Raw genomic sequence first — 22,164 nt, 5'->3', positions numbered from 1 at the left:
CTGTTGCCACTGAAGTCGAGACAGTTACCGCGAGAGCCCTAATAGCACCGGAACAGCTTTTCGAGGATGTTGAGATCTCCGCGCCTGCCATCCGGCGGCAGGCGGTGCTTGACCACCTCAAATGGATCCACACCGTAGGCCTCCTGATAAATCTCTTTCGATCTCGTCCTGAGCGCAGAGATTCCGTTTGCAGCCGCCGGACTTAACGACTGATCGTTGTGCTTCCACGTCAATATCCAGTATTCCGGGGTCTCTCGATGAATGGCAAAGCGTCGCGCTAATTCTTCTTTTTGAAAAAGGTCGGAGAAACCGTTGAGCCAAAAGTCACAATTATCCTTCTGGACGTAGAACAGCTTCACGCCCAGCGATCGAAGTGTAGCTTCCGCCGTGCCGGCGTCGCCGAGCGCGATCTTCGTGAAGTTGCGGGCGACGTCGCTCTGGTACGTATGAATGATCTTGCCTCGCGTGAGCAGGGACGAGAAATAGCATGGCACCATCGCCCGGTAGCCGTTGAGAGCAAGAACCCGATCGGAGTCTGTCGATTGCTGCAGGTCGTCGCACCGCTTCCAGTTGACGGTGACGCGCGGCATTTGGTCGAGCGGACGCCCATTCACAAAGAGCAAGGTGCCATCCGCCTGGAAGCTCCTCCATGGAACCGCATGAACGACGGAAGCGGACATCATCAAGAGGCTTAGGACGGCAATGTGCGGAGCGACGCGGCCGCTGAACCAGGTCGGTGCCAATCGCCACGCGATCGTTAGTGCCCAGAAGGCCATGGCAATGATCGTAACGGGGATCAGCGCGTTCACATGGATAGACAATCTCTGCAGACTCGGAATCTGGAGAGTTGAATCCAGGAACCTGACACTGGCGAGGTAAGCAAGAAGGATGAACCCCCCAGCCACCAAACCTGTCGGCATGGACCTGGAGGGCGGCGATCGGGCGGGAAACAGCTTCGAGTCCGCGAAAGCGACAACCAAAGACGTCACTGTGAGAAGCGCGGCGGCCTTGACGATCGCCTTGACTTGTCCCGTTGCCGATATCCATCCATTTCGGATGGAGAAGTCGCTTACTCCCAGCGATTGGGAGAACACAAAGTAATCGAGGATGTCGAAGCTACCGAATTGTGAAAAGCGATCCGTCGAAGCGACATGCCGGAAGATCGAATACGGATTGGTCGCGGGAATACCGAGATAGAAGTAGTTGATGGCGAAAGCCAGCACGCACCCGACCACCGCTCCGCCTCCAAGCGCAACGCTGGTGATGAGCCCTGATCGATCTCCTTGCAGCAGTTTTGTGAACGCTCCCAAGCCCGAAATCAGGACCAAATACGCCGTATAGAGTGGATAGGAGACTGTCAGGGCCAAGCCACAGATCCCGGCGCCGAAGTTGTCGCGGCCCTTGGGAGAGCGGGCGACAGCGAGCAGCGAATAGAAGAAGAATGCCGCGGTCTGAAGGTGATACTTCCCGAACTCCATGATGTGTATGCCCGGCGCCCACGTGAGCCCAAGTACCGCGATACCGAGCGCGATCGGTACTGCCATGCGGCCCCATTGGGGACCGAATATCTCCAACGGTACTAGCATCCGGACGAGCTCAAAAATGACCCCGCCGATTGCGACGAAGTACAGAAATGAAATGATCTGGGTCACCTGGGGAGGCAGAAACGTCGCCATTAACAGATGAAGTCCGTTTCCGTGGCCGATCTCGAAATCAGAAAAGATTGGATTGTCGGCGGCAAGCCAAATGCTGTGGTTACGTGCTACTTCTGCCAGATAGGGCGCATATAGCTGTTGAACGTCGGTCGACACGACGTCGGGCATTGCCGCGCGATCGAGAAATACCATTCCCAAAGCCGCGAAGCTGACCAACGATACCGACAACAGTGCGTAGTTCGCCGTAGTTCGTTTCGGCTTTCTGAAACTGCGCGTATCCCACAACAGGATTGCCAGCAGGGACCCAAGAACAAGTTGCGGATACAGGATGGAAAATGCGCCGAGCGTCAGGCCGACAAGTATGAGTGTCGATGCACCAACGAAGAACTCATCGATGCGTCGCGCGGCATCGTGCTTGATGAGGGAGAATGTAAGGCGCCCGGTAGCCAACACGATCCAGCCGAGATATGGCGTCAGGATTATCCAGGCGAGAACATAGAATCGCGTCGTCCATCCGCCCTCGAATATCAGCGCTCGGTACGTGCCGCTTCGGTTCAAGCACCAAATGGACACAACGGCCGGGACTAGGATGAGAGCGCGCCAGACCAGTGCTTCGACGGTGCGGTGCAGCTTTGTTCGAGAGAAATCTATATATGCCATGACTAGACCGGTGCCGCGTCCGCCCGTTTGGCGACGGCCCTGGCCTGGTCTACGCTGAAGTTGGCCCGCTCCGGAGCGACCAGCCACATCAGGCCGCCAAACAGTCCCACGATCAGGCCGCCGAGGCCGAGCAGGACCGATATCGCAAGTGCCTTGTCGGACGCGATTCCGGCTAGGTTAAGTGCAGCAACCATCGCGCCTTCCCGCACTCCCCATCCGCCGATCGAGATCGGAACCGCGGACGACAGAACGACAAGCGGGACAAGAACGAATGCATCAAGCGCAGAAAGCGGAGCGTCGAGGCCGATCGCAAGGACATAACATGCTGCGATCGTGATCAGATGGATGAGGATGGCGGACGCGATCAATTGTGCTCGCCCTTCGGCCGCCAGCGGAGCCCTGACCAGCATCGCGAATTGCACGATCCGGGCAGGCAGAGCGGCGATCATGCGAGGCGGCCAGCGATTGAGCGTAACCAGGGCGACGAGGCCGAAACACGCAGATACAAGAACGACGATGATAGCGAAAAGGAGCGACCTGTCGCCGATCCGCGGCAGCAGGAACGGCATTCCCGCCAGGATGACCGCACCGAGCGCCAGCAGCGCCAGGAAGCGATCGGCCACGACGCTGCCGATCGTTTGCGACCATTGCACGCCATGCCGCCGCAACATCCAGATTCGGACCGCGTCGCCCCCCGCCGGCAGCACTTGATTGAAAAACGTGCTGATGATGAGGATGCGCCAGCCTGCCAGCCAGGCTAAGGGCACGTCCATCGCACGCAGGATCAGGATCCAGCGATGACAGAGCGCAAAGGTCTGGGCGAACAGCAGCAGCACCGCCAGCGCCAGCATGTCCAGTTTGACGGCGAGAAGGTCGGCTTTCAGGGAGGACAAGTCCTGAGTATGCACGAGCAAGGCCAGTATCCCGACCGAGACGGCGAACTTGGCCAGAGTAACCAATGCTTTTGCCGGCGGCTTCATCGACTGGTCCGGTCCTCGATCATTCGCGGCGGAATCGTCAAGTGGAGCGATAACGCTCGAAGTCTATTTTCTCGCCAGATACTCCGCAGCGAGCGTGCCAGTTCTTGCGACGTAGTCCTGGACCGCGGCAGCGTCGCCGCCATCGGGGGCCCAGTCCGGAAATGCGGTGCGGGAGGGGTCGAACGGGCCGGCGGTGGTCTCGTGAAACACCAGCCACTCCGAGGTGATCAGGATCGAGTGGAAGACCTTTTCGGGCATGCGGTAATAGCAAAGGCCGCCTTGGCCGTAGGGCGCCATCTCGAGCACGTCGCGAATGCGGCCGTCGTCCTCGAAGATCACGACCTGGGCGGTGCCCTCGATCAGGTGAAACGATTCAGGTTTGCCAAAATGCTTGTGGGGCCGGACATAGGCCTCGCGATGATGCACGATCAGCATCTCGTGCAGGTCGGATGAGGGGTCTGGATGCGTGCACAACCGGCTGCGCAGCCGCGGATTGCCGGCAGCGATGCGCTTCAGCTCGGCGATCGTGGCGTCGTCCGCCGTGACGATGGCATCATCCGAATAGTACACTTCCGGATTCTGCGCACGCAGCGAGGTCGGCCGGCGCAGGCCGGCTTCATTCGAAGAAGATGAACCCATGGTCGCCCCGATAGCCGCATTTGTCGTAGATCCAGGCCCACGTCTCCGGACCATGGAAGCTCAGGCAGGTGAGCTGCCAGTAGAGGAGGTTGGCCTTCTCGCTTTCGTTGCGGAACGATTCCACCATCAGATATTTTGAGGCACCGCGCCCGACGCGCTCGATCTCCGTCACGGCGCGGAAGACATCCTCGAGCGGAAGGTTGTGCAGCACGCCAAGCGAGACCACGAGGTCGAAACTGTGGTCGGCGTAGGGCAGCTCGACGGCGCTGCCGACCTTGAGCTGCGGCCGCACCTCCTCCTTGGCATTCGCGATGCCGTAGTCGGAGATGTCGATGCCGGCGATGGTCAGGTCGGGGACGAGCTGGGTGAATTCGTAGAGCAGGTAACCCTTGCCGCAGCCGACATCGAGCACGCTCATGCCGGGCTTGATGCCGTAGCGATCGATCAGGGTCTGGGCGAGCGGACGCCAGCGTCCGTCGTAGCGATAGCCGCCATAACCATAGCGGCGGTCGCCGTCCCAGTAATCGCGGCCCCATTGCCGTGCCACGCTGGCGGATTCCGCCTTGTCGTGCTCGACGACCCGCTGGACGTAGTTCCGCTTGGTCGAGGCATGCATCGGCTGAAGCAGGTTGATCTCGGCCATGATCGTCAACCGTTCCGTGTCATCGTCACAGGATGGTCGCGAATTTATTGACGAGCAGGATATCCTCGACCGCCTGGATGTCGTTCCGCGAGGACAGCGCAATCTCCTCGACCGCCGCATGCAGATCGCAACCCTCGCGCAGCACGCGGTCGTAGATCTCCCGCCGTCGTGCCTCGTCAGGCGGCAGCATGAAGATGCTGTAGAGGATCAGGCCGTTCAGGCGGGGCAGCTCGTCCACGATGTCCTCGAGCACCATGTAGCTGCCGGGCATGATGTGCTCGACGGCGCTAAGCAGGTATTGCAAATTCTTCCGCCGCGCATAGTCGCGGATCACGATGTTCTGGACGTGCTGCGGGGTACGGCTGCCGTTCAGCGGCCGGGCGCCGATATAGCCGCGATGGCCGGCTCGCTCAGCCATGGAAGCCTCCCGGCAGCTTGTATTGCATGCCGACCCGTGTCGCCGGGCGCAGCAGGATCGGCTCGAAGAACTCGCCGAAGCGCTTGTCCGCGTAGGGCGACATGATGCTCTTGAAGCGGCAATTCATGCTCCAGCGCGTGCCGGTCTCCTCGTTGACGCGATTGCCGTGCATCAGGGTCTGATTGAACAGCATCACGTGGCCATAGGGGATCTCGATGAAGGTCGCGTGCGGCTGGATCGTCTTGTACAGCTGCTCGGCGCTGCGCAGGCTCGCCATGCGGTCCTGCATGTCGCCGTTCAGGGACGGCGGCAGCAGATACATCGCCTTGGTGCGGTGGACGTCGACCAGCGGCACCCACACCACGACCTCGAACGGCGAGTCGCCCGACCAGACATCGGAGTGCGTCGCGAGCAGTGAGGAATCGTCGCCGGGCATCTGGATGCTGAGATTGACGCGGCGCTGCATGCAGAGCTCGTTGCCGACGATGGTCTCGATCGTCGAGCGCGCCAGGCGAAAATAGGTCGGCCGAAACCAGGGTTCGGCATTGAGACCGTTGAAGACGTGGAGCCGCAGGCCGTTGAGATCGTCCACGCTCACCCGCGTGTGGATGGTGTCCAGCATCGCGTAGGGGTCGTTGCTGTGCGGCAGCTTCAGATAGTCCGCCGCGAGCTCGGCGGCGCGGCGCTGGATCCGGTCCAGTCCGGCGCGGTCGTCGGCCGGCGTGGTGACGAAGCCGTCGTCGATGAAACGCTGCGCCAGCGCCTGCTCGTCGGCCTGGAGGAAGTCCGTATCGATCATGCAAAATACTCCCGCGCGGTCGCGCAAATATAGCTGATATCGGCGGCCGAGAGGAACTGGTTGATCGGGAGAGTCAGGATCTGATCCGCCTGCCGTTCCGTCACTGGGAACGCGCCGCGACCGTGGCCGAGATGCGCCGCCGCCGGCTGGAGATGGATCGGTACCGGATAATGGATCGCGGTCTCGATGCCCTTGTCGGCAAGATATTTCTGCAAATCGTTGCGCCGGTCGGTCTGCACGACGAAGGTGTGGAAGGTGTTGAACTCGATGTTGCGGCAGGGCGGAATGAACAGGGGGAGGCCCGCGAGCTCGGCCCGGTATTGCGCAGCGTTTCGACGCCGCCTTTCGATCACGGAGGGCAGGTGGCGCAGACGGATGCGCAGTACCTCGGCCTGAAGCGTGTCGAGCCGTGACACAATGCCCCATTCCTGGACGTCGCTGCGGTTGATCAGGCCGTGACTGCGCAGGCGGCGAATTCTCGCGGCAAGCTCGGCGTCGGCCGTGACGATGAAGCCGGCATCGCCCGCGGCATTGAGATTCTTGAGCGGATGGGCGGAGAAGCAGCCGAACGTTCCGATGGTGCCGCTCATCCGTCCGTCATAGGTCGAGCCGACGGCCTGGGCGCTGTCCTCGATCACGGCAAGACCATGCTTGGCGGCGATCGCCATCAGCGGCGTCATGTCCGCCATGCGCCCGGTCAGGTGCACCGGCATGATCGCCTTGGTCCGCGCCGTGACGGCGGCCTCGACTGCGGCGGGATCGATGTTCTGGTCCGGCAGCACGTCCGCGAAGATGGGCGTGGCGCCGGCCGCGATGATCGCGGCGGTCGATGCCACGAACGAGTTCGGGGGGGTGATGACCTCGTCGCCGGGGCCGATGTTGAGCGCGCGCATCGCCAGGATCAGCGCGTCGGTGCCGGAATTCAGCGTGACGACGTACGGCGAGCCGAGATAGACGGACAGTTCTTCTTCGAGCTTTGCGACCGCGGCGCCGCCGATGAAGTCGCCGCGTTGGAATACGCCCTCGACCGCCTGCATGATCTCGGCGCGCTCTTCCTCGAATTGCGCGGGAAGATTGACGTAGCCGATGCGCCTCAGGCCGGTGTCAGCGTCCATGGCAGAACTTCCGGACGGTCTCGATGACGCGATCCTGCTGCGCCCGCGTCAGATGCTGGTCCACGGGGAAGCTGATGACTTCCTTGGCATGGCGGTCGGTGACCGGGAAAGTTCCCGGAGCGTAGCCGAGATGCTTGAGGCCTTCCTGCTGATAGAGCGGGATCGGATAGTGGATCTTGGCCTCGATGCCGTTGTCCAGACAGTATTTGTAGAGCTCGTCGCGGCGCTCGGCGAACACCATGTAGAGGTGGTAGACGTGCTTCACGTTGGGCCGGCGCGGCGGGATGCGCAGGCCGGGCAGGCCAGCAAGGCCCGCGTCGTAATAGGCCGCGTTCTCGATCCGGCGCCGCGTGATCTCGCTGGTCTGGCCGATCAGCCAGTTGCCGACCACCGCCTGGAGCGAATCCAGCCGCGAATTGCAGCCGAGGATCGCGATCTCGTCGCGGTTCTTCATGCCATGATTGCGGATGAGGCGCAGTCGCTCGTTCATGCCGTCGTCATTGGTGACGACGACGCCGGCATCGCCCCAGACGTTGAGGTTCTTGAGCGGATGCAGCGAGAAGCCGGCTGCGATGCCGTGGGTGCCGGAGCGCTTACCGGCGAACTCGGACAGGATGCCCTGGCAGGCGTCCTCGACGACGGGGAGATTGTGGCGCTGGGCGATCGCCATCAGCTTGCCCATGTCGGTGACCTCGCCGGTGAGCTGAACCGGCATGATCGCCTTGGTGTTCTTGGTGATGGCGGCTTCGACTTGGTCGACGTTCATGCAGAAGGAATCGTCGCAGTCGACCAGCACGGGCGTCGCGCCGGTCTCCGCGATGGCGCCGACGGTCGCAATGAACGTGTTGGCGGCCGTGATGACTTCGTCGCCATGGCCGATGCCGAGCGCCTTGAGCGGGAGCTTGAGCGCGTCGGTGCCCGATCCGACGCCGATGGCGTGACGCACGCCGATCAGTTCGGCAAACCGGCGCTCGAATTCGGCGACGGGCTTGCCAAGCGTGAAATCACCGGTCGCGACAAGGCGGCCGATCTCGGCCAGGATCGGAGCGGGGTCGGCGAACTGCTCGAGCAGATAGGAATAACGAACGTCGTACATGTGACCCGTCAGGTGGAGTGAAGTTGAGGGGAAGTGTGCGAGGCGAGCGCGCGTTCGATCGAAGTCGCGATCGCGTTGGGAGCAAGGCCGTGCTTCTTCAGCAGCGAGTCCTGCGAGCCGTAATTGTGCATGAAGCGATCCGGCAGCGACAGCCGCAGCATCGCGGGCAAACCCGAGCCGAGCTTGTCGATCAGCGCCTCCGCGACCGCGCTGCCGAGGCCGCCGGAGGGCACGTGCTCCTCCAGCGTCGCCACGAGCCTGACGCCGCGGATCGCTTGCAGCAGCGCCGCGGTGTCGAGCGGCTTCACGGTGTGCATGTGCAGGATGCCGGCGCGAATGCCTTGTGCGGCCAGCAGGTCGGCTGCGGCCAGCGCCCGCTGCAGCATGATGCCGGTGGTCACCATCAGGACCTCGCCCGGCGGCCGCATCAGGATGGCTTTGCCGATCTCGAAGCCGTGCTCGGCCTTCGAGACGACGGCATCTCCGCCCTTGCCGAGCCGGATGTAGATCGGCCCGGCCCAGTCGAGCGTCTGCTCCATCATGCGTGCCGCCTCGTCGGCGTCGCACGGGCAGATCACCGTCATGTTCGGCAGCGCCCGCATGATGGCGATGTCCTCGATCGCCTGATGGGTGGGGCCGAGCGGCGCGTAGACGAGCCCACCGCCATTGGCGATCAGGCGCACCGGCAGATTGTGCAGGCAGAGGTCGACGGCGACCTGCTCGTAGCAGCGGCGGGTGAGGAAGGTCGCGATGGTGTTGACGTAGGGCACGAAGCCCTCCATCGCGAGGCCGGCCGACATGCCGATGATGTGCGCTTCCGAAATGCCCTCGATCAGATGGCGCTTGGGAAACTCCTTGCTCATGGCGCGCAAGGTGCCGGCGCCGGGATCGGAGCCGATGTAGAGCACACGCTCGTCGCGTCCGGCGAGCTTGTGGACCATGTTCATCGCTGTGTTGCGCATGGGGAGCCGATCAGAAATCGCCGACGGCGACGCGGATGGCGTCGAGCTCGCTGTCGGTCAGCTTGTTCTTGTGATGCCAGTCGGCATTGGATTCCGCTTGCGGCAGACCCTTGCCCTTGACGGTATGGCAGATGATGGCGGTCGGTTTGCCGGGAACGGCCGGAACCTGCTTCAGGACTGTCCGCAGAGTGCCGACGTCGTGGCCATTGAGCTCCTGCACGGCGAAGCCGAAGCTGCGCCATTTGTCGGCGAGGGGCTCCAGCGGCAGGACATAGTCGGTGGGGCCGTAGCTCTGCAGCTTGTTGTAGTCGACCAGCGCGACCAGATTGTCGAGCCCGTGCTTGGCCGCGCCCATGGCGGCTTCCCAGACCGATCCCTCATTGATCTCGCCGTCGCCGAGCAGCACGAAGGTCCGGTAGTTGCGCTCGCGCATGCGCGCGGCGAGCGCGAGGCCGACACCGATCGACAGGCCATGGCCGAGCGCACCGGTCGAGGCCTCGACCCCCGGCACCATGCCGTATTCGGGATGTCCGCCGAGGATGCTGTCGGGACCGCAGAAGCCGTCCAACTCCGACAGGGGAAAGAAGCCGCGATCGGCCAAGAGCGCATAGAGCGCCAGGCAACCGTGTCCCTTGCTGAGGATCGCACGGTCGCGATCGGGATCGCGCGGATCCTTCGGATCGATCCGCAGCACGTCGTCGTAGAGCACGCGGACCATCTCGATCAGCGACAGGGCAGGACCGACATGTCCGCGTCCTGCCGAGCGGACAGAACCGAGCACCAGGCGGCGCAAGTAAAGGCTGCGCTCGTCCAGCGTGCAGGTGAGGGCGGCTTCAGCGTGGGGTGAGATCTGGATCACGTTGGCAAATCGTTTGATGGAGCCGGCGGGCTTTGTCGAGCTGGCCGGCAAGGCGGACCGTCAGATCGCCACCTTGCGCAGCCAGGGCGCGCCGGGAGCGGCTTTCCGGCAAATAGGCATTCAGGACAATCAGGCACCAAATCGCCCCGAACACAGGATACAGTACGTCACGGCGGATCGCAAACGCGTCATCCCCAGCTGCGAAGGCGCGCGAGAGCCGTTCGATCAATCGATTTGCGCTGGCCTCGGGCAGATCGCTGCCCGGATGGATCGCGGTGTCGGACAAGAGTTTGACCGGATCGTCCCAGCCGAAATATTCGAAGTCGATGAATCGCAACCTGCCGTCGTTGGCGCGCAGCGCGTTATGCAGTCCGAAATCCGACGGACTCAATGCGCGGTGGGCGGGCGCCAGGTCCGCTGCGGGATCCCGCCCCAGTTCCGCATAGCGTCGTCGGAGTTGTCCGATTGCGATCGCCGTGCTGGGAACCAGGCTGCCCTCCACGAACGCGCGCAGCTCCGGCTGATCCTGCGATGCGTGCCGCAACCCGTCCAGGCGCTGCTCGTACTGGGCAATGGCGGCCTCGGGCGAGAAGATGCTGGCCGAGGCGTTTCGCAAAATCTGCGCGCCTTCGGCGTTGCGCAATTTCTGAAGTTCGATCAGGAAATCGGCCAGCTGGTCGGCATCGTCGTCCTGCGGGCACAGCACGGCCGCTTCGCCGTCGAACCATTGATACAGCGCGCAGAACGCATCCGCGTCCTTCGCGATCGGCCGCGGTGTCGACGTGATGTCGTGGCGCGCCAGAAACGAGAGCGCGTCGTATTCCTGTCCGAGGCGATCACGACCATCCGACGGATAATGCTTGAGGGCGAGGGGTGGTCCCTGCGCCATCTCCAGCCGAAACACCCGGTTGTTGCCGCCGGACCGCGCCGGTTGCGCGGCCGCGACCCGCGCCCCGGCCAGGCGGCTGCCGATCGAGATCGCATCCTGCGCGCTGATGTCCGGCTCGCTCATGACGCGAACACTCCGCGATGGATGTCGGCCCAGCTCGCGATCGGCTCGCAATGGTCGGGATGGGGAGGCCGCGACTGCGTGAACAGGATCGATCGCGTCGTCTTCGGGAAATGCGGCTGTTCGAACACATCGACGAGATCGTCGATGAAGATGTCGAGCTCCAGGCTCGCGAGTCGCTCGACCTTGGCCGCCAGCGTGTCCTCGAAATAGATGTCGCCCGCAGCCAGCGCCGCATCAGTGGCGTCGATCAGGCCTGCGCTGCGCAACCAGCCGCGCGCGGCCTCGCGCAAATCGACCCGGTCGGGGTCCTGATGGCCGAACTGCGTCTTGTGGCTGACGATATAGACGCTCGCGCCGGCATGGCGGCACGCTGCGAGGAACTCGCGGACGCCAGGAAAGATCTCGGCACCGCCAATTCCCTTGCCGTACACGAAGCCTTGCAGGCCTTGCCAGGCAAGCTCGCCGCCTGCACGGGATCGCAGATGGTCCCGCACGTCGGTCTTCAGCCCCTGCCATCCCTCGGGCACCAGGCCACGCTGGCGCGCAACGGCGGCAAAGACCTTGTCGTAGCAGATGATCGTGTTGTCGAAATCGATCCCGATCCGCACGCCGCTCACTTCAGGCTGATGTTCTGCATCATCTTGATGTTGAAGTACCTGGGATCGTTCAGCGAGTTCGGCAGACGGCCGCCCCTGAAGGCGTCCACGAGCCCGGACACGGCCTGCTCGATCGTGTGCGTCGGCGCAAATCCGAGCTCGCGGCGGATCTTCTCCGAGGAGACGTGGTAGGACCGCAGATCATCGGTCGGCTCGACGGCGACGTCGACATTGTTTCCGACCACCGATTTGACGATGTCGGCGATCTTCATCAGCGAATGATTTTCGTAGCCGATGTTGTAAGTCTTGCCGTCGATCTTCGCGTCGTCCTGCTGAAGCAGGAACAGATAGGCCGCGGACATGTCCTCGATGTGCAGATTGGGCCGCTTCTGCGTTCCGCCGAACACACGGATGCGGCCGGTGTTGACCGCGAGATTGGTCAGGATGTTGACGACCACGTCAAGACGCTGCCGCGGCGCGTAGCCGCAGACCGTGGCGGGACGAACCGTGCAGGTGACGAAGCCGGAGGCCGCCTCGTCGGCCAGATCGGTCTCGCACATCGCCTTGAACTTGGAGTAGTCCGTGAGCGGCTCGCAGGACAGTTCCTCGGTCACCTCGGCCTCGTCCTTGATGCCATAGACGCTCGAGGAGGACGCATAGATGAAGCGCTTGATGCCGGCCTTCTTCGCGGCACGCACCATCGGCCGGAAGCAGTCGTAGTTGATGGATTTTCCGAGGCCCGGGTCCAGTTCGAACGAGGGGTCGTTGGAGATGCAGGCGAGGTGGATCACCGCATTGTTGCCGCGCAGGGCTTCGTTGATGGCGGCCTCGTCGCGGATGTCGCCCTTGATCAGGCGCAGGTTCGGATTGTCGCGAACGGCGTCGAAGACGTCGTCGCCGTACATGAAGAGGTCGAGCACCGTGACCTTGTGCCCCGCCGCCAGCAATTGGGGAACCAGCACGCTGCCGACATAGCCGGCGCCACCGGTGACCATCACGTTCCATTTCTGACCAATCACTCTCGTTCTCCAAATTTTCCTGTTCGCGTCACTTCAACAACGCAGTAACGAATTTGACCAGCGGCGCCTTTTCGACCGAGTTGCGGTGGCCGACGATGCCGACCTTGATCGCGCCTGCCGCATTGCCGACGAAGGCGACGTCCTCGATATTGCCGCCGGCTGCCACCAGCGGCGCCGTGATCGTCAGGAAGGCGTCGCCGGCGCCGACCGTGTCGACCACGGTCTTGGTGAAGGCTGGTACGCGCGCGACGCCGGTCTTCGACGAGAAGGGGTAGCAGCCGAACGAGCCGTGCGTGATGATCATGTTGTCGCAATCGATCTTGCGGTGCAGGCCGTCCTGGATCACCGACGCGATGTCGTTGAACTTGTCGGTGGCCGCCAGGCGCGCTTCCGGCGCGTCGATGCAGATGTAGTCGGCGCGCGGGTACTTCGTGATCAGATTGTAGCCGTGATTGCCGCTGTTGCTCTGGGCGTTGACCGCCAGGAACTTGGAGTTCGCGATCAGCGTGTCGATCGTGCTCGACGCGATCATGCCGTGACCGAAATCGGTGACGATGACCACGTCCGCCCCGCGCACGCGCTCCGCTGTGACGCGGTCGATCTCCTTGCGCGCGGTCTCGTCGAGCGGCGTGTCGTCCATGGTGTAGACTTCGAACAGCTTGTGCAGATAACCCAGCTCGACGTACCGCAATTTGCGTGTCGTCGGGCGGCCCTGAACGCGGATCGGCGTGAGCGTGACATTCGGGCGGACATGCGCGCGAATGAATTCTTCAGGGTAGTCGTTGCCGCCGAGCGTCGTGACGATCTCGACCGATTTGCAGAAGCTCGCCACGTGATTGGCGGCGGCGATGACGCCGCCGGCAAATTGCTCGCCGTTCTTGAGCAGGGTCGCGACGATGTTCTCCTTGGATGCCTTTCCGAGCGCCGTGACGTATTGGTACTCGTCGATGATGGTATCGCCGACCAGCACGACGTGCATGTCCTGGATCTTGTCGATCAGCTTCAGCAGGCGTTCGGCGCCGCCGCCTTCGCGCACCTTCTGCAGGTAGTCGCGCAAGGGCGGATCGTAGATGTCGAAGTAGCGGTTCAGCAGCGAGGACGAACTGAAAGTCACGTCGCGCGTGAAGACGATTCGGCCGCCATGACGTTCGACGGCCTCGCGCTCGACGGCGATCTTGCCGGTGACGTCGTCCTCGGGGTTTTCGTAGTCCGAGCCCTTCACGTAGATGTCGGGGCGCACGGTATCGAGGATCGGCTCAGCGCTGGAGGTCTGGTTGATGCCGACCCAGTCGACCGTGCCGAGCGCGGCGAGCATCTCGGCGCGCATGGTCTCCGGAAAGATCGGACGTCCCGGGCCCTTGTTGACGAAACGGTCGGCGGTGATGGTCACGATGACCACGTCGGCTTCGTTGCGCGCCGCCAGGATGTGGCGGACGTGGCCGAGATGCACCAGATCGAACACGCCGTGGCAGAGCGCGACGGTGAGGCCGTTGGCCTGGGCAGCGCGCGCCACCTCGCCGAGCTGTTCGATCGTCTTGATCTTGTCGTGTGGCGCCGGATGGAGGGCCGGCTTGTCGGTCGAAGCATTACCCATGTGAATTACCCAAAGCGCCGGCAGGTCTCAGATGGCCGTCCGGAATTGATCGACTCGCGGCAACGATATCCGGCGAACTGTTCAAGAGCTTGCCTTCTGCGGCGGGCCCTTGTCGTCCCCGAGATATTTGAACCAGTCCTTGGTGGCGTCCGCGATCTTGTCCACGGTCCACAGCGGCGCGTCCCTGTACTGGTCCATCGACTTCAGCATCGTCGCGACGCCGTCCTCGAATTTCACCTTCGGCGTCCAATTCAGGACCCGCTTGATCTTGGTGATGTCGGCGTAGGTGCAATCGGGCTCGCCGGGGCGCTTGGGGATGTGGACCTTGTCGCCGCCGAGAAGCTCGACCAGCCGATTGACGCTGTAGGTGTTGTCCGAGCCGACGTTGAAGATCTCATGCGAGACGTCGGAGCGCGCGGCGGTCACGAAAGCGTCGGCGACGTCGCTGACGAAGGTGAAGTCGCGCGTCTGCTCGCCGTCGCCGACCACCGTGAAGGGCTTGCCCGCGAGCTTCTGCGCCATGAAGACACCGAATACGGCACCATAAGTGCCGGTGGTGCGATGGCGCGGTCCGTACACGTTGAACAGGCGTAGCGCGACGGCCGGAAGCTTGTAGACCTGGCACCAGTGCATGACGCACTGCTCGCCGAGGTTCTTCGTGAGCGCGTAGGGATACATCGGCCGGATCTCGGCGCTCTCCGGCGTCGGATAGACGTCGGGAATTCCGTAGCAGGACGACGACGCCGCGTAGACGAAGCGCTTTGCTCCCGCGTGTCGCGCGGCTTCGAGGACGTTGACCGTGCCGTCGACATTGGCGCGATGATACGGGATCGGAGACTCGATCGAGGGGACGATGTCGGCCAGCGCCGCGAGATGGAAGACCCAGTCGATACCGTGAAAATACGGGCCGATCGAGTCGGGCTCGGTGACGTCGGCCCGAACGACCTTGAGCCGGTCCGATTTGGCGCGAGATGCGAGATTTTCGGGACGCCCGATGACGAAATTGTCGAGCGCGATCACCTCGTGCCCATCGTCGAGGAGGCGATCGACGAGGTGACTGCCGATGAAACCGGCGCCGCCAGTTACGATGCACTTCATAGGGAACATCCGTAGCGCGAATGCCCTGCGGGCGCCGCCAATGTTGAGTGAAACCCGAAAAGCCGACTACCAGCCGCTCGCTGCTTTTGCAAGCATTATACCTTTGCAATCCCTGGTAATTGCCGGTATCAGGGCGCCATGTTGCAGTCGAGCCGCCAGCCCATGCCTGCCGAGTCCGTCGATCCCGATCACAAGGCTTTCCTCGCTGATTACATGGGGCGCCTGCATCGCGCGACGGCGGTCGACGACGCCGTCTTTGCCAGGATCTCCGCCACCCGCGCGACCTGGTTGCACACGCGCGAGCAGGGCGGTCGCGTCATCTTCATCGGCAATGGCGGTTCCGCCGGCATCGCCTCGCATCTGGCGATCGATCTGGCGAAGAACGCGTCGGTGCCCGCACTCTGCTTCAGCGATGCGAGCATGATGTCGTGCCTCGCCAACGACTACGGATTCGAGGACTGGATCGCGCATGCGGTGCGGCTGAGCGCCCGCGCCGGCGACTGTCTCGTCGCGATCAGCTCGTCGGGGCGCTCGAAGAACATCCTCAATGCAGTCGCACAGGCGCGGACGATGAAGCTCGACGTGATCACGTTGTCGGGCATGAATGCCGACAATCCCCTGCGCAATCTCGGCGACGTCAATTTCTGGGTCGACAGCCGCAGCTACAACATCGTCGAGACCACGCACCAGTTCTGGATGATGGCCGCGATCGACCTCGTCATCGGTCGCGCCGAATATCCGGCATCCTGAGGCGTCGCCCGATGCAGTCGCGGTTCAAGCAGGCGGCCTTATTTTCGGTGAAGCTGCTGCTGTCGGTTGGGGTGCTTGTCTACATTGCGCGAGGCCTCGACCTGCGCCAGTTGCGCGACCATCTCGTCTCCGTCGATCCGTTCCTGTTCGTCCTCGCCTTGGCGTTGATCTTCCTGCAGACCTTCGTGCTCAATGGCCGCTGGGAATTGATCATGCGTGCGCTCGGCGTGTCGCTGGACTGGCTCGCCGGTTGGCGGATCCTCATGATCAGCCTTTGGTTCAATCAGGTGCTGCCCTCGTCGGTCGGTGGCGATGCGGTGCGCATATGGCTGCTGCGGCAGCGCAGCGTGCAATTGTCCAAGGCGATCAAGGGCGTTGCGGCCGACCGGTTCACGGCATTGATCGGCCTGATCGCGCTGATGGTGGCCGGATTGCCGTTTTTGCTGTCGCGCGTGACCAATCAGGCCGCGCTCCTGGCCATCGGCGGACTGACGCTGGCTGGCGTCGCCGGCACCTTGGTGCTGTTGACGCTCGATCGCCTGCCCAAACGCCTGATCGCGCTTCCCGCGATCGCGAGCTTCGTTCGATTCGGAACGCTGGTCAGGTTTCTTCTTCTGCAATCGGAGCGCCGTGGCTTGCTGTTCGGATCGGCGATCCTCATCCATCTCGTGACCGCGGTGGCCTGCTACGCCTTGGCCCGTGGTGTCGGCGCGCAGCTCTCCGTGGTGGATGCGGGCATCCTGATTCCGCCGGTGGTGCTGTTGACGGCCGTTCCGATCTCGATCAGCGGTTGGGGCGTTCGCGAAGGGGCCATGGTCGCCTGCCTCGGTCTGGCGGGGGTGCCTTCCGAGCAAGCGCTGTCGGTTTCGCTCCTGCTTGGTGCCATCAGCGTGATCATCGGCCTCGTCGGCGGCGTAATCTGGCTGGCGAGTCCGGAGCGCGGTTCGTACTCGGCGGACAAGGCCGCCAAGGCGGCGGAGGAGGCGCCCGGCTTCGCGCTGGGGCAGGGCAAGGAAGCCTCGAGCCACCCATGACCAGCCTCAGCCCATTGCCGATCCGGTCTTCACGGGGTGAGATTGCCTCACTCGCTCGCGTATCTCATTGTTCGGTTCCATGATGAAAAACCTGTTCTACGTCCGCAATACCTGCCGCCTCTGTCACTCGGACAAGCAGGAGCTCGTCGTTCCGATGGCAGGCATGCCCATCGGTACGCCGAACTTCCAGGTGCCGAACGCCAGCGTCGACGATCCCGTCTTCCGGGCTGCGGTGCCGATGGCGCTGCATCTGTGTAGGGACTGCGGCCACCTCCAGATTCTCGAGGTCGGCAATCCGGAGATCCAGTATCGCAATTACGTCTACACCACCTCGCTCTCACTCGGCCTGCGAGAGCATTTCGCAGGCTATGCCAACGACGTCGTGAGCCGATTCGGCATCGCGCCGGGTTCGCTGGTGGTCGAGCTCGGCAGCAACGACGGGTCGCTGCTCGGCTTCTTCAGGGAGCGTGGCATGCGGGTGCTGGGCGTCGATCCCGCCGTCGACATTGCGCGGCGTGCGACGGAAGCCGGAATCGAGACCATCGGTGACTTCTTCACGGATACGATCGGACGCCGCATCCTGCAAAGCCACGGGGCGGCGAGCGTCGTGATCGCCAACAACATGATCGCCAATGTCGACAATCTCGACCCGCTGGTGATCGGGGTTCGCGACGTGCTTGCGCCGGACGGATTGTTCGTCTTCGAAACGCAATACGGCGTCGACGTCACCGAGAAGAACCTGCTCGACACCGTCTATCACGAGCATCTGTCGTATTTTAACATCAAGCCGCTGACGCGCTTCTTCGCCCGGCTCGGCATGGAAGTGATCGACGTCCAGCACATCTGGACCAAGGGCGGCTCGATCCGGGTGACGGTGCAGCGCGCGGGCGGGGCCAAGAAGCCGTCGGCCGAGGTCGCGAAGTTCATCGCCGAGGAAGACCGGCTCGGCGTCGATCAGCCGGCCTATTATGCGCCTTATGTGAAGCGGATCGCCGCCATCCGCGACGAGCTGGTTGCGATGGCCGATGCCGCCCATGCGCGCGGTCAGCTGGTCGCTGGCTACGGCGTCTCGGTCGGCACCACGACGTTGCTGCCGCAGTTCGGCCTGGAGAACAAGATCGACTTCCTGGTGGACGATGACCCCAAGAAGGGGAACGTGATGGCCGGACCGGGTTACGACATCCCGATCCTGCCGCCCGCGACCCTTTATGAGCGCAAGCCGGCCTTCGTCGTGGTTTTCGCCTGGCGCTACGTCGACCCGATCCGGGCCAAGCACGCCCGTTATTTCGCCGACGGCGGAAAGTTCGTGGTGCCGCTCCCTGGTATCTCGGTCGTCGACCGGGCCGATTGACCTGGACAGACCGGTCGGCGGGGTCCCGGGCGGGGCTGGATCTCGTCCCCAAGCGGGACGAGTTGGATAAACCCTTGATCCGCCTTGGGCTGTGCGCGGTCGCCGATGGCGGCGGGCCTGCCTGTGCGAGCCCCGGATATCTTGACCTTTGGCCCCATCCGCAGTATCTACCCGGCACTCGCAGCCGGCCCGTTAGACGCGGATTTCCGGCGCGGCTTTGAAATCCCCGAACAATCGAGCCCGGTTTCCGGCTCATCCTTCAGACGAGGGCTGGGCCAACGGCGGCTGTTCGGATCCTTCTGAAATCAGTAGCCGTCGTGCGACGGACGTTGGACATCAAACGATGGCAGTCAGCCCGTTCAAATTCTTGCAGGAAGTGCGTTCGGAGACCGCCAAGGTCACCTGGCCGACCCGTCGTGAGACCACGATCACCACCATCATGGTGTTCGTCATGGTCGCCGTGGCCTCGATCTTCTTCTTCGCCGCCGACCAGATCATCCGCTACCTCATCACCTTCCTTCTGGGCATTCACTGATGGCAACAGCAACCGCTCAAGTGTCCGACAAGCGCTGGTACATCGTCCACGCCTATTCGAACTTCGAGAAGAAGGTGGCCGAATCGATCCGCGAGCAGGCCAAGCAGCGCGGGCTCGAGGAGTTGTTCGAACTGGTGCTCGTTCCGACCGAGAAGGTCACGGAAGTGCGCCGCGGCCGCAAGATCGACGCCGAGCGCAAGTTCTTCCCGGGCTATGTGCTGGTGAAGATGAAGCTGACCGACGAGGCGTTCCATCTGATCAAGAACACGCCGAAGGTGACAGGCTTCCTCGGCGCCGAAAACAAGCCGATGCCGATCTCGGAGAACGAGGCCATGCGCATCCTGCACCAGGTGCAGGAGGGCGTGGAACGGCCGAAGGCGTCGGTGTCGTTCGAGATCGGCGAGAACGTGCGCGTGGCCGACGGCCCGTTCGCCTCGTTCTCGGGTGTGGTCGAGGAAATCGACGAGGCGCGCTCGCGCGTGAAGGTCGCGGTGTCGATCTTCGGGCGCGCCACGCCGGTCGAGCTGGAATTCGGTCAGGTCGAGAAGGTCTGACCGTTCGAGGCGTGAGGCTTCAGGCCTTGCGCGACAAGAGGCCGTGGGAGGACGAGGGCGGTTGCCAGCCGCTCGGGTTCCCGACCACGAACCTGAAACCGCCGGCGGCATGCCGGCACAACAGGAGTGATACATGGCAAAGAAAGTGACCGGATACCTGAAGCTTCAGGTCCCGGCCGGTGCGGCGAATCCTTCGCCCCCGATCGGTCCCGCGCTCGGTCAGCGCGGTCTCAACATCATGGAGTTCTGCAAGGCGTTCAACGCCCAGACCCAGAAGGAAGAGAAGAACACCCCGATTCCCGTCGTGATCACGATCTACGCCGATCGTTCGTTCACGTTCGAGATGAAGACCCCCCCGATGTCCTTCTTCCTCAAGCAGGCTGCCAAGATCCAGTCCGGCTCGAAGGCGCCGGGCCGTGACAAGGCCGGCAAGGTGACCAAGGCGCAAGTGCGCGAGATCGCCGAGAAGAAGATGAAGGATCTGAATTGCGACACCATCGAATCGGCCATGAAGATGGTCGAGGGCTCCGCCCGTTCGATGGGTCTGGAAGTTGCGGGGTAAGCGGTCATGGCAATCGGAAAGCGTTTAAACAAGGCCCGTGAAGGCATTGACCGCGAAAAGCTTTACCCGCTCGCTGACGCCATCAAGATGGTCAAGGAGCGTGCCAAGGCGAAGTTCGACGAGACCATCGAGGTTGCGATCAACCTCGGCGTCGATCCGCGCCACGCCGACCAGATGGTCCGCGGCGTCGTGACCCTGCCGAACGGCACCGGCCGTACGCTCCGCGTCGGCGTGTTCGCCCGCGGCGCCAAGGCCGACGAGGCCAAGGCTGCCGGTGCCGACGTCGTCGGCGCCGAAGACCTGGTCGAGAAGGTGCAGAACGGCTCGATCGATTTCGACCGCTGCATCGCTACCCCCGACATGATGCCGCTGGTCGGCCGGTTGGGTAAGGTGCTCGGCCCGCGCGGCCTGATGCCGAACCCGAAGATCGGCACCGTGACGATGGACGTCACCGGTGCGGTAAAGGGGGCCAAGGGCGGCTCGGTCGAGTTCCGTGTCGAGAAGGCCGGCATCCTGCAGGCCGGCGTCGGCAAGGCCTCGTTCACCGAGGAGAAGCTGGTCGAGAACATCAAGGCCCTGGCTGACGCCGTCACCAAGGCGAAGCCGGCCGGTTCCAAGGGCACCTACATCCAGCGCGTTGCGGTGTCCTCGTCGATGGGCCCCGGTGTGAAGGTCGAGCCGGGCACCATCCTGGGCTAAGGTTTGGAAATTGCATGAGGCGAGGGGCGGAATTGGGCAACCGATTCCGCCCCTCGTCGTTTGTGGCGGCGCTTTAGCGGAAACAACAACAATGGCTGACAAGGTCCTGATCTATTCGCGCTTTCCCAAGACGATGATGGCGCGTTTCGCGGAGCGGTTCGAACTGCTCGACACCGGCGGTAAGCCCGCGCGCGAGGTGTTTTCGGCCGACGACCTCGGCGGCATCCGCGCGGTGCTGACGGCGGGCGGCACGCCGCTTGAGGGGGAGGCGATGGACCTGTTTCCCAAGCTCGGCGCCATCGTCTGCTACGGCACCGGCTATGACGGCGTCGACCTGAAGGCGGCAGCCAGCCGCAACATCGCAGTCGGCCACAGTCCGGGTGCCAATGCGGCTTCGGTCGCCGATATCGCGATGACCTTGATGCTGGCGACGACGCGGCGGATCCTGGTCGCCGACCAATATGTCCGCAGCGGCGATTGGGCGGCGTCAAAGCAGTCGCCGATGATGCGCCCGCAAGCGGGCATGCCCGGCCGCCGCATCGGCGTCTATGGCATGGGCGAGATCGGCCGCAAGATCGCGGCGCGCTGCGCCGCATTCGAGAGTGAGGTCGGCTATTTCAGCCGCACCAGATACGATTTGCCCTATCAATATTTCCCGTCGCTGGAGGCGTTGGCCGAGTGGTGCAGCGTGCTGATGATCGCGGTCCGGGCAGGAGCCGACACCCAGCATGTCGTCAACGCCGACATCCTGAGGCGCCTCGGCGCGGACGGCTATGTCGTCAACATTTCCCGCGGCTCGGTCATCGACGAGAAGGCCCTGGTCGCGGCGCTCACCGATAAGACCATTGCGGGGGCCGGCCTCGACGTGTTCGAGAGGGAACCGCACGCGCCGGATGCACTGACCGCGCTCCCGAACGTGGTGTTCGCCCCGCATATCGGTGGCCACACCCTCGAATCGCACGTCGCCATGCAGAATTGCGTGCTGGCGAACCTGACCGCGTTCTTCGAGGGCAAGCCGCTGCCATTTGAGGTCAAGAAGGCCTGAATCTGTCCTTATCGGTCCGGGTCAACCCTCACCGGCAACGGATTGGAACTGGTGTGAATTTTGCTCTTGGCAAGCAGGCAGAGAGCGGTTAAAGAACCGCTTCCGGACGTGCCGGCCTCGGCTGGCGCGTTCGTGCACGCATTCCGAAAACCCGACGACAGGAGATCATTCCTTTTCAGGACGTCCGCAAGGATTTGCCCGGAAAAGGAAGGAAAACCCATCAGTTGGTGGAGTGCGGGCAGAGGTCGGACGGTTCGCCGGCTGACCTTGTCCTGTCCAAGACTGCAGGCGCCCGCAGGAAATTTCGATTTCTCAACGGCTTAATCGCATGGCCTGCATAGACGGGTGAAGACCGGATTTCACTTCGCACCCAGCTGCAATGGCTGGCTTCGCGGAATGGGTCTGGTTCGGACCTCGACACGCCGTGGGCCTTCATGGGCTCCCGGAGGGCAGGCTTGAATTGTCGTCCTTGCCCGGCGTGTCCGATGG

The 22,164-nt window shown here is 63.1% G+C and carries 23 protein-coding genes; 8 read left to right on the top strand and 15 right to left on the bottom strand.

The window, feature by feature from the left end; translation table 11 throughout:
* Nucleotides 1-38 precede the first annotated feature (38 nt).
* The 15 genes from LPJ38_RS28760 to LPJ38_RS28690 all read right to left on the bottom strand — a co-directional run bounded on the left by LPJ38_RS28760 (nucleotide 39) and on the right by LPJ38_RS28690 (nucleotide 15,145).
* On the bottom strand, nucleotides 39-2,315 hold the full coding sequence (locus LPJ38_RS28760; RefSeq protein ID WP_145629783.1) for a hypothetical protein: 2,277 nt from the start codon (nucleotides 2,313-2,315) through the stop codon (nucleotides 39-41).
* Between the two features lie 2 nt (nucleotides 2,316-2,317).
* On the bottom strand, nucleotides 2,318-3,295 hold the full coding sequence (locus LPJ38_RS28755) for a lysylphosphatidylglycerol synthase transmembrane domain-containing protein (RefSeq protein ID WP_145629784.1): 978 nt from the start codon (nucleotides 3,293-3,295) through the stop codon (nucleotides 2,318-2,320).
* 63 nt (nucleotides 3,296-3,358) lie between these two features.
* Nucleotides 3,359-3,934: a WbuC family cupin fold metalloprotein gene (locus LPJ38_RS28750; protein ID WP_145629785.1), complete on the bottom strand. Its 576-nt coding sequence runs from the start codon at nucleotides 3,932-3,934 to the stop codon at nucleotides 3,359-3,361.
* Nucleotides 3,912-4,577, bottom strand: a complete 666-nt coding sequence (locus tag LPJ38_RS28745; protein WP_145629786.1) for a class I SAM-dependent methyltransferase — start codon at nucleotides 4,575-4,577, stop codon at nucleotides 3,912-3,914. The genes LPJ38_RS28750 and LPJ38_RS28745 overlap by 23 nt, the downstream gene beginning before the upstream one ends.
* 25 nt (nucleotides 4,578-4,602) lie before the next feature.
* The gene (locus LPJ38_RS28740) at nucleotides 4,603-4,995 is read right to left on the bottom strand and encodes an LIC12192 family sporadic carbohydrate cluster protein (RefSeq protein WP_145629787.1); all 393 of its coding nucleotides are present in this window, start codon (nucleotides 4,993-4,995) and stop codon (nucleotides 4,603-4,605) included.
* On the bottom strand, nucleotides 4,988-5,794 hold the full coding sequence (locus LPJ38_RS28735; RefSeq protein ID WP_145629788.1) for a sporadic carbohydrate cluster 2OG-Fe(II) oxygenase: 807 nt from the start codon (nucleotides 5,792-5,794) through the stop codon (nucleotides 4,988-4,990). Before LPJ38_RS28735 ends, LPJ38_RS28740 begins: the two co-directional genes overlap by 8 nt.
* Nucleotides 5,791-6,909 carry a DegT/DnrJ/EryC1/StrS family aminotransferase gene (locus LPJ38_RS28730; RefSeq protein WP_145629789.1) on the bottom strand — a complete coding sequence of 373 codons (1,119 nt, stop codon included), beginning with the start codon at nucleotides 6,907-6,909 and terminating at the stop codon, nucleotides 5,791-5,793. Before LPJ38_RS28730 ends, LPJ38_RS28735 begins: the two co-directional genes overlap by 4 nt.
* Nucleotides 6,899-8,005, bottom strand: a complete 1,107-nt coding sequence (locus LPJ38_RS28725) for a DegT/DnrJ/EryC1/StrS family aminotransferase (RefSeq protein ID WP_008549420.1) — start codon at nucleotides 8,003-8,005, stop codon at nucleotides 6,899-6,901. Before LPJ38_RS28725 ends, LPJ38_RS28730 begins: the two co-directional genes overlap by 11 nt.
* An 8-nt stretch (nucleotides 8,006-8,013) precedes the next feature.
* Entirely contained in the window at nucleotides 8,014-8,967 is a 954-nt protein-coding gene (locus tag LPJ38_RS28720) for a transketolase family protein (protein ID WP_145629790.1), read from the bottom strand.
* Between the two features lie 10 nt (nucleotides 8,968-8,977).
* Nucleotides 8,978-9,826, bottom strand: coding sequence for a transketolase (locus LPJ38_RS28715; protein WP_145629791.1), 849 nt, complete (start codon nucleotides 9,824-9,826; stop codon nucleotides 8,978-8,980).
* The gene (locus LPJ38_RS28710; RefSeq protein WP_167520290.1) at nucleotides 9,801-10,838 is read right to left on the bottom strand and encodes a phosphotransferase; all 1,038 of its coding nucleotides are present in this window, start codon (nucleotides 10,836-10,838) and stop codon (nucleotides 9,801-9,803) included. The genes LPJ38_RS28715 and LPJ38_RS28710 overlap by 26 nt, the downstream gene beginning before the upstream one ends.
* Complete coding sequence (locus LPJ38_RS28705) at nucleotides 10,835-11,446, bottom strand: HAD family hydrolase (protein ID WP_231088429.1); 612 nt, start codon at nucleotides 11,444-11,446, stop codon at nucleotides 10,835-10,837. Before LPJ38_RS28705 ends, LPJ38_RS28710 begins: the two co-directional genes overlap by 4 nt.
* 5 nt (nucleotides 11,447-11,451) lie before the next feature.
* On the bottom strand, nucleotides 11,452-12,453 hold the full coding sequence (locus LPJ38_RS28700; protein ID WP_145629793.1) for an NAD-dependent epimerase/dehydratase family protein: 1,002 nt from the start codon (nucleotides 12,451-12,453) through the stop codon (nucleotides 11,452-11,454).
* A 28-nt stretch (nucleotides 12,454-12,481) separates the two neighbouring features.
* Nucleotides 12,482-14,047 (bottom strand): PfkB family carbohydrate kinase, encoded by a 1,566-nt coding sequence (locus LPJ38_RS28695; RefSeq protein WP_145629794.1) that lies wholly within the window; start codon nucleotides 14,045-14,047, stop codon nucleotides 12,482-12,484.
* Nucleotides 14,048-14,128: 81 nt separating this feature from the next.
* A complete protein-coding gene (locus LPJ38_RS28690; RefSeq protein WP_145629795.1) occupies nucleotides 14,129-15,145 on the bottom strand; it encodes an SDR family oxidoreductase in 1,017 nt (338 codons plus the stop codon).
* A gap of 162 nt (nucleotides 15,146-15,307) precedes the next feature.
* On the opposite strand from LPJ38_RS28690, the gene LPJ38_RS28685 reads away from it, so the two are divergent.
* From LPJ38_RS28685 to LPJ38_RS28650, 8 genes are all read left to right on the top strand, one after another.
* A complete protein-coding gene (locus LPJ38_RS28685) occupies nucleotides 15,308-15,895 on the top strand; it encodes an SIS domain-containing protein (protein WP_231088428.1) in 588 nt (195 codons plus the stop codon).
* Between the two features lie 11 nt (nucleotides 15,896-15,906).
* Nucleotides 15,907-16,929: a lysylphosphatidylglycerol synthase transmembrane domain-containing protein gene (locus LPJ38_RS28680; protein WP_145629797.1), complete on the top strand. Its 1,023-nt coding sequence runs from the start codon at nucleotides 15,907-15,909 to the stop codon at nucleotides 16,927-16,929.
* Between the two features lie 79 nt (nucleotides 16,930-17,008).
* Nucleotides 17,009-18,280: a class I SAM-dependent methyltransferase gene (locus LPJ38_RS28675; RefSeq protein WP_231088427.1), complete on the top strand. Its 1,272-nt coding sequence runs from the start codon at nucleotides 17,009-17,011 to the stop codon at nucleotides 18,278-18,280.
* 343 nt (nucleotides 18,281-18,623) lie between these two features.
* A complete protein-coding gene (secE, locus tag LPJ38_RS28670) occupies nucleotides 18,624-18,815 on the top strand; it encodes a preprotein translocase subunit SecE (RefSeq protein ID WP_007611620.1) in 192 nt (63 codons plus the stop codon).
* Complete coding sequence (gene nusG / locus LPJ38_RS28665) at nucleotides 18,815-19,369, top strand: transcription termination/antitermination protein NusG (RefSeq protein WP_060736376.1); 555 nt, start codon at nucleotides 18,815-18,817, stop codon at nucleotides 19,367-19,369. The genes secE and nusG overlap by 1 nt, the downstream gene beginning before the upstream one ends.
* A gap of 133 nt (nucleotides 19,370-19,502) precedes the next feature.
* The gene (gene rplK / locus LPJ38_RS28660; RefSeq protein WP_008136439.1) at nucleotides 19,503-19,931 is read left to right on the top strand and encodes a 50S ribosomal protein L11; all 429 of its coding nucleotides are present in this window, start codon (nucleotides 19,503-19,505) and stop codon (nucleotides 19,929-19,931) included.
* A gap of 6 nt (nucleotides 19,932-19,937) precedes the next feature.
* Nucleotides 19,938-20,630, top strand: a complete 693-nt coding sequence (gene rplA, locus LPJ38_RS28655) for a 50S ribosomal protein L1 (protein WP_145629798.1) — start codon at nucleotides 19,938-19,940, stop codon at nucleotides 20,628-20,630.
* A gap of 91 nt (nucleotides 20,631-20,721) precedes the next feature.
* Nucleotides 20,722-21,675: a 2-hydroxyacid dehydrogenase gene (locus LPJ38_RS28650; RefSeq protein ID WP_145629799.1), complete on the top strand. Its 954-nt coding sequence runs from the start codon at nucleotides 20,722-20,724 to the stop codon at nucleotides 21,673-21,675.
* Nucleotides 21,676-22,164 lie beyond the last annotated feature (489 nt).

Origin of the sequence: Bradyrhizobium daqingense, from assembly GCF_021044685.1 — a bacterium.
GTDB classification, from domain to species: Bacteria; Pseudomonadota; Alphaproteobacteria; order Rhizobiales; family Xanthobacteraceae; genus Bradyrhizobium; species Bradyrhizobium daqingense.
The sequence above is the reverse complement of the archived record's forward strand: the minus strand, read 5'-3'. Positions and strand labels throughout refer to the sequence as shown.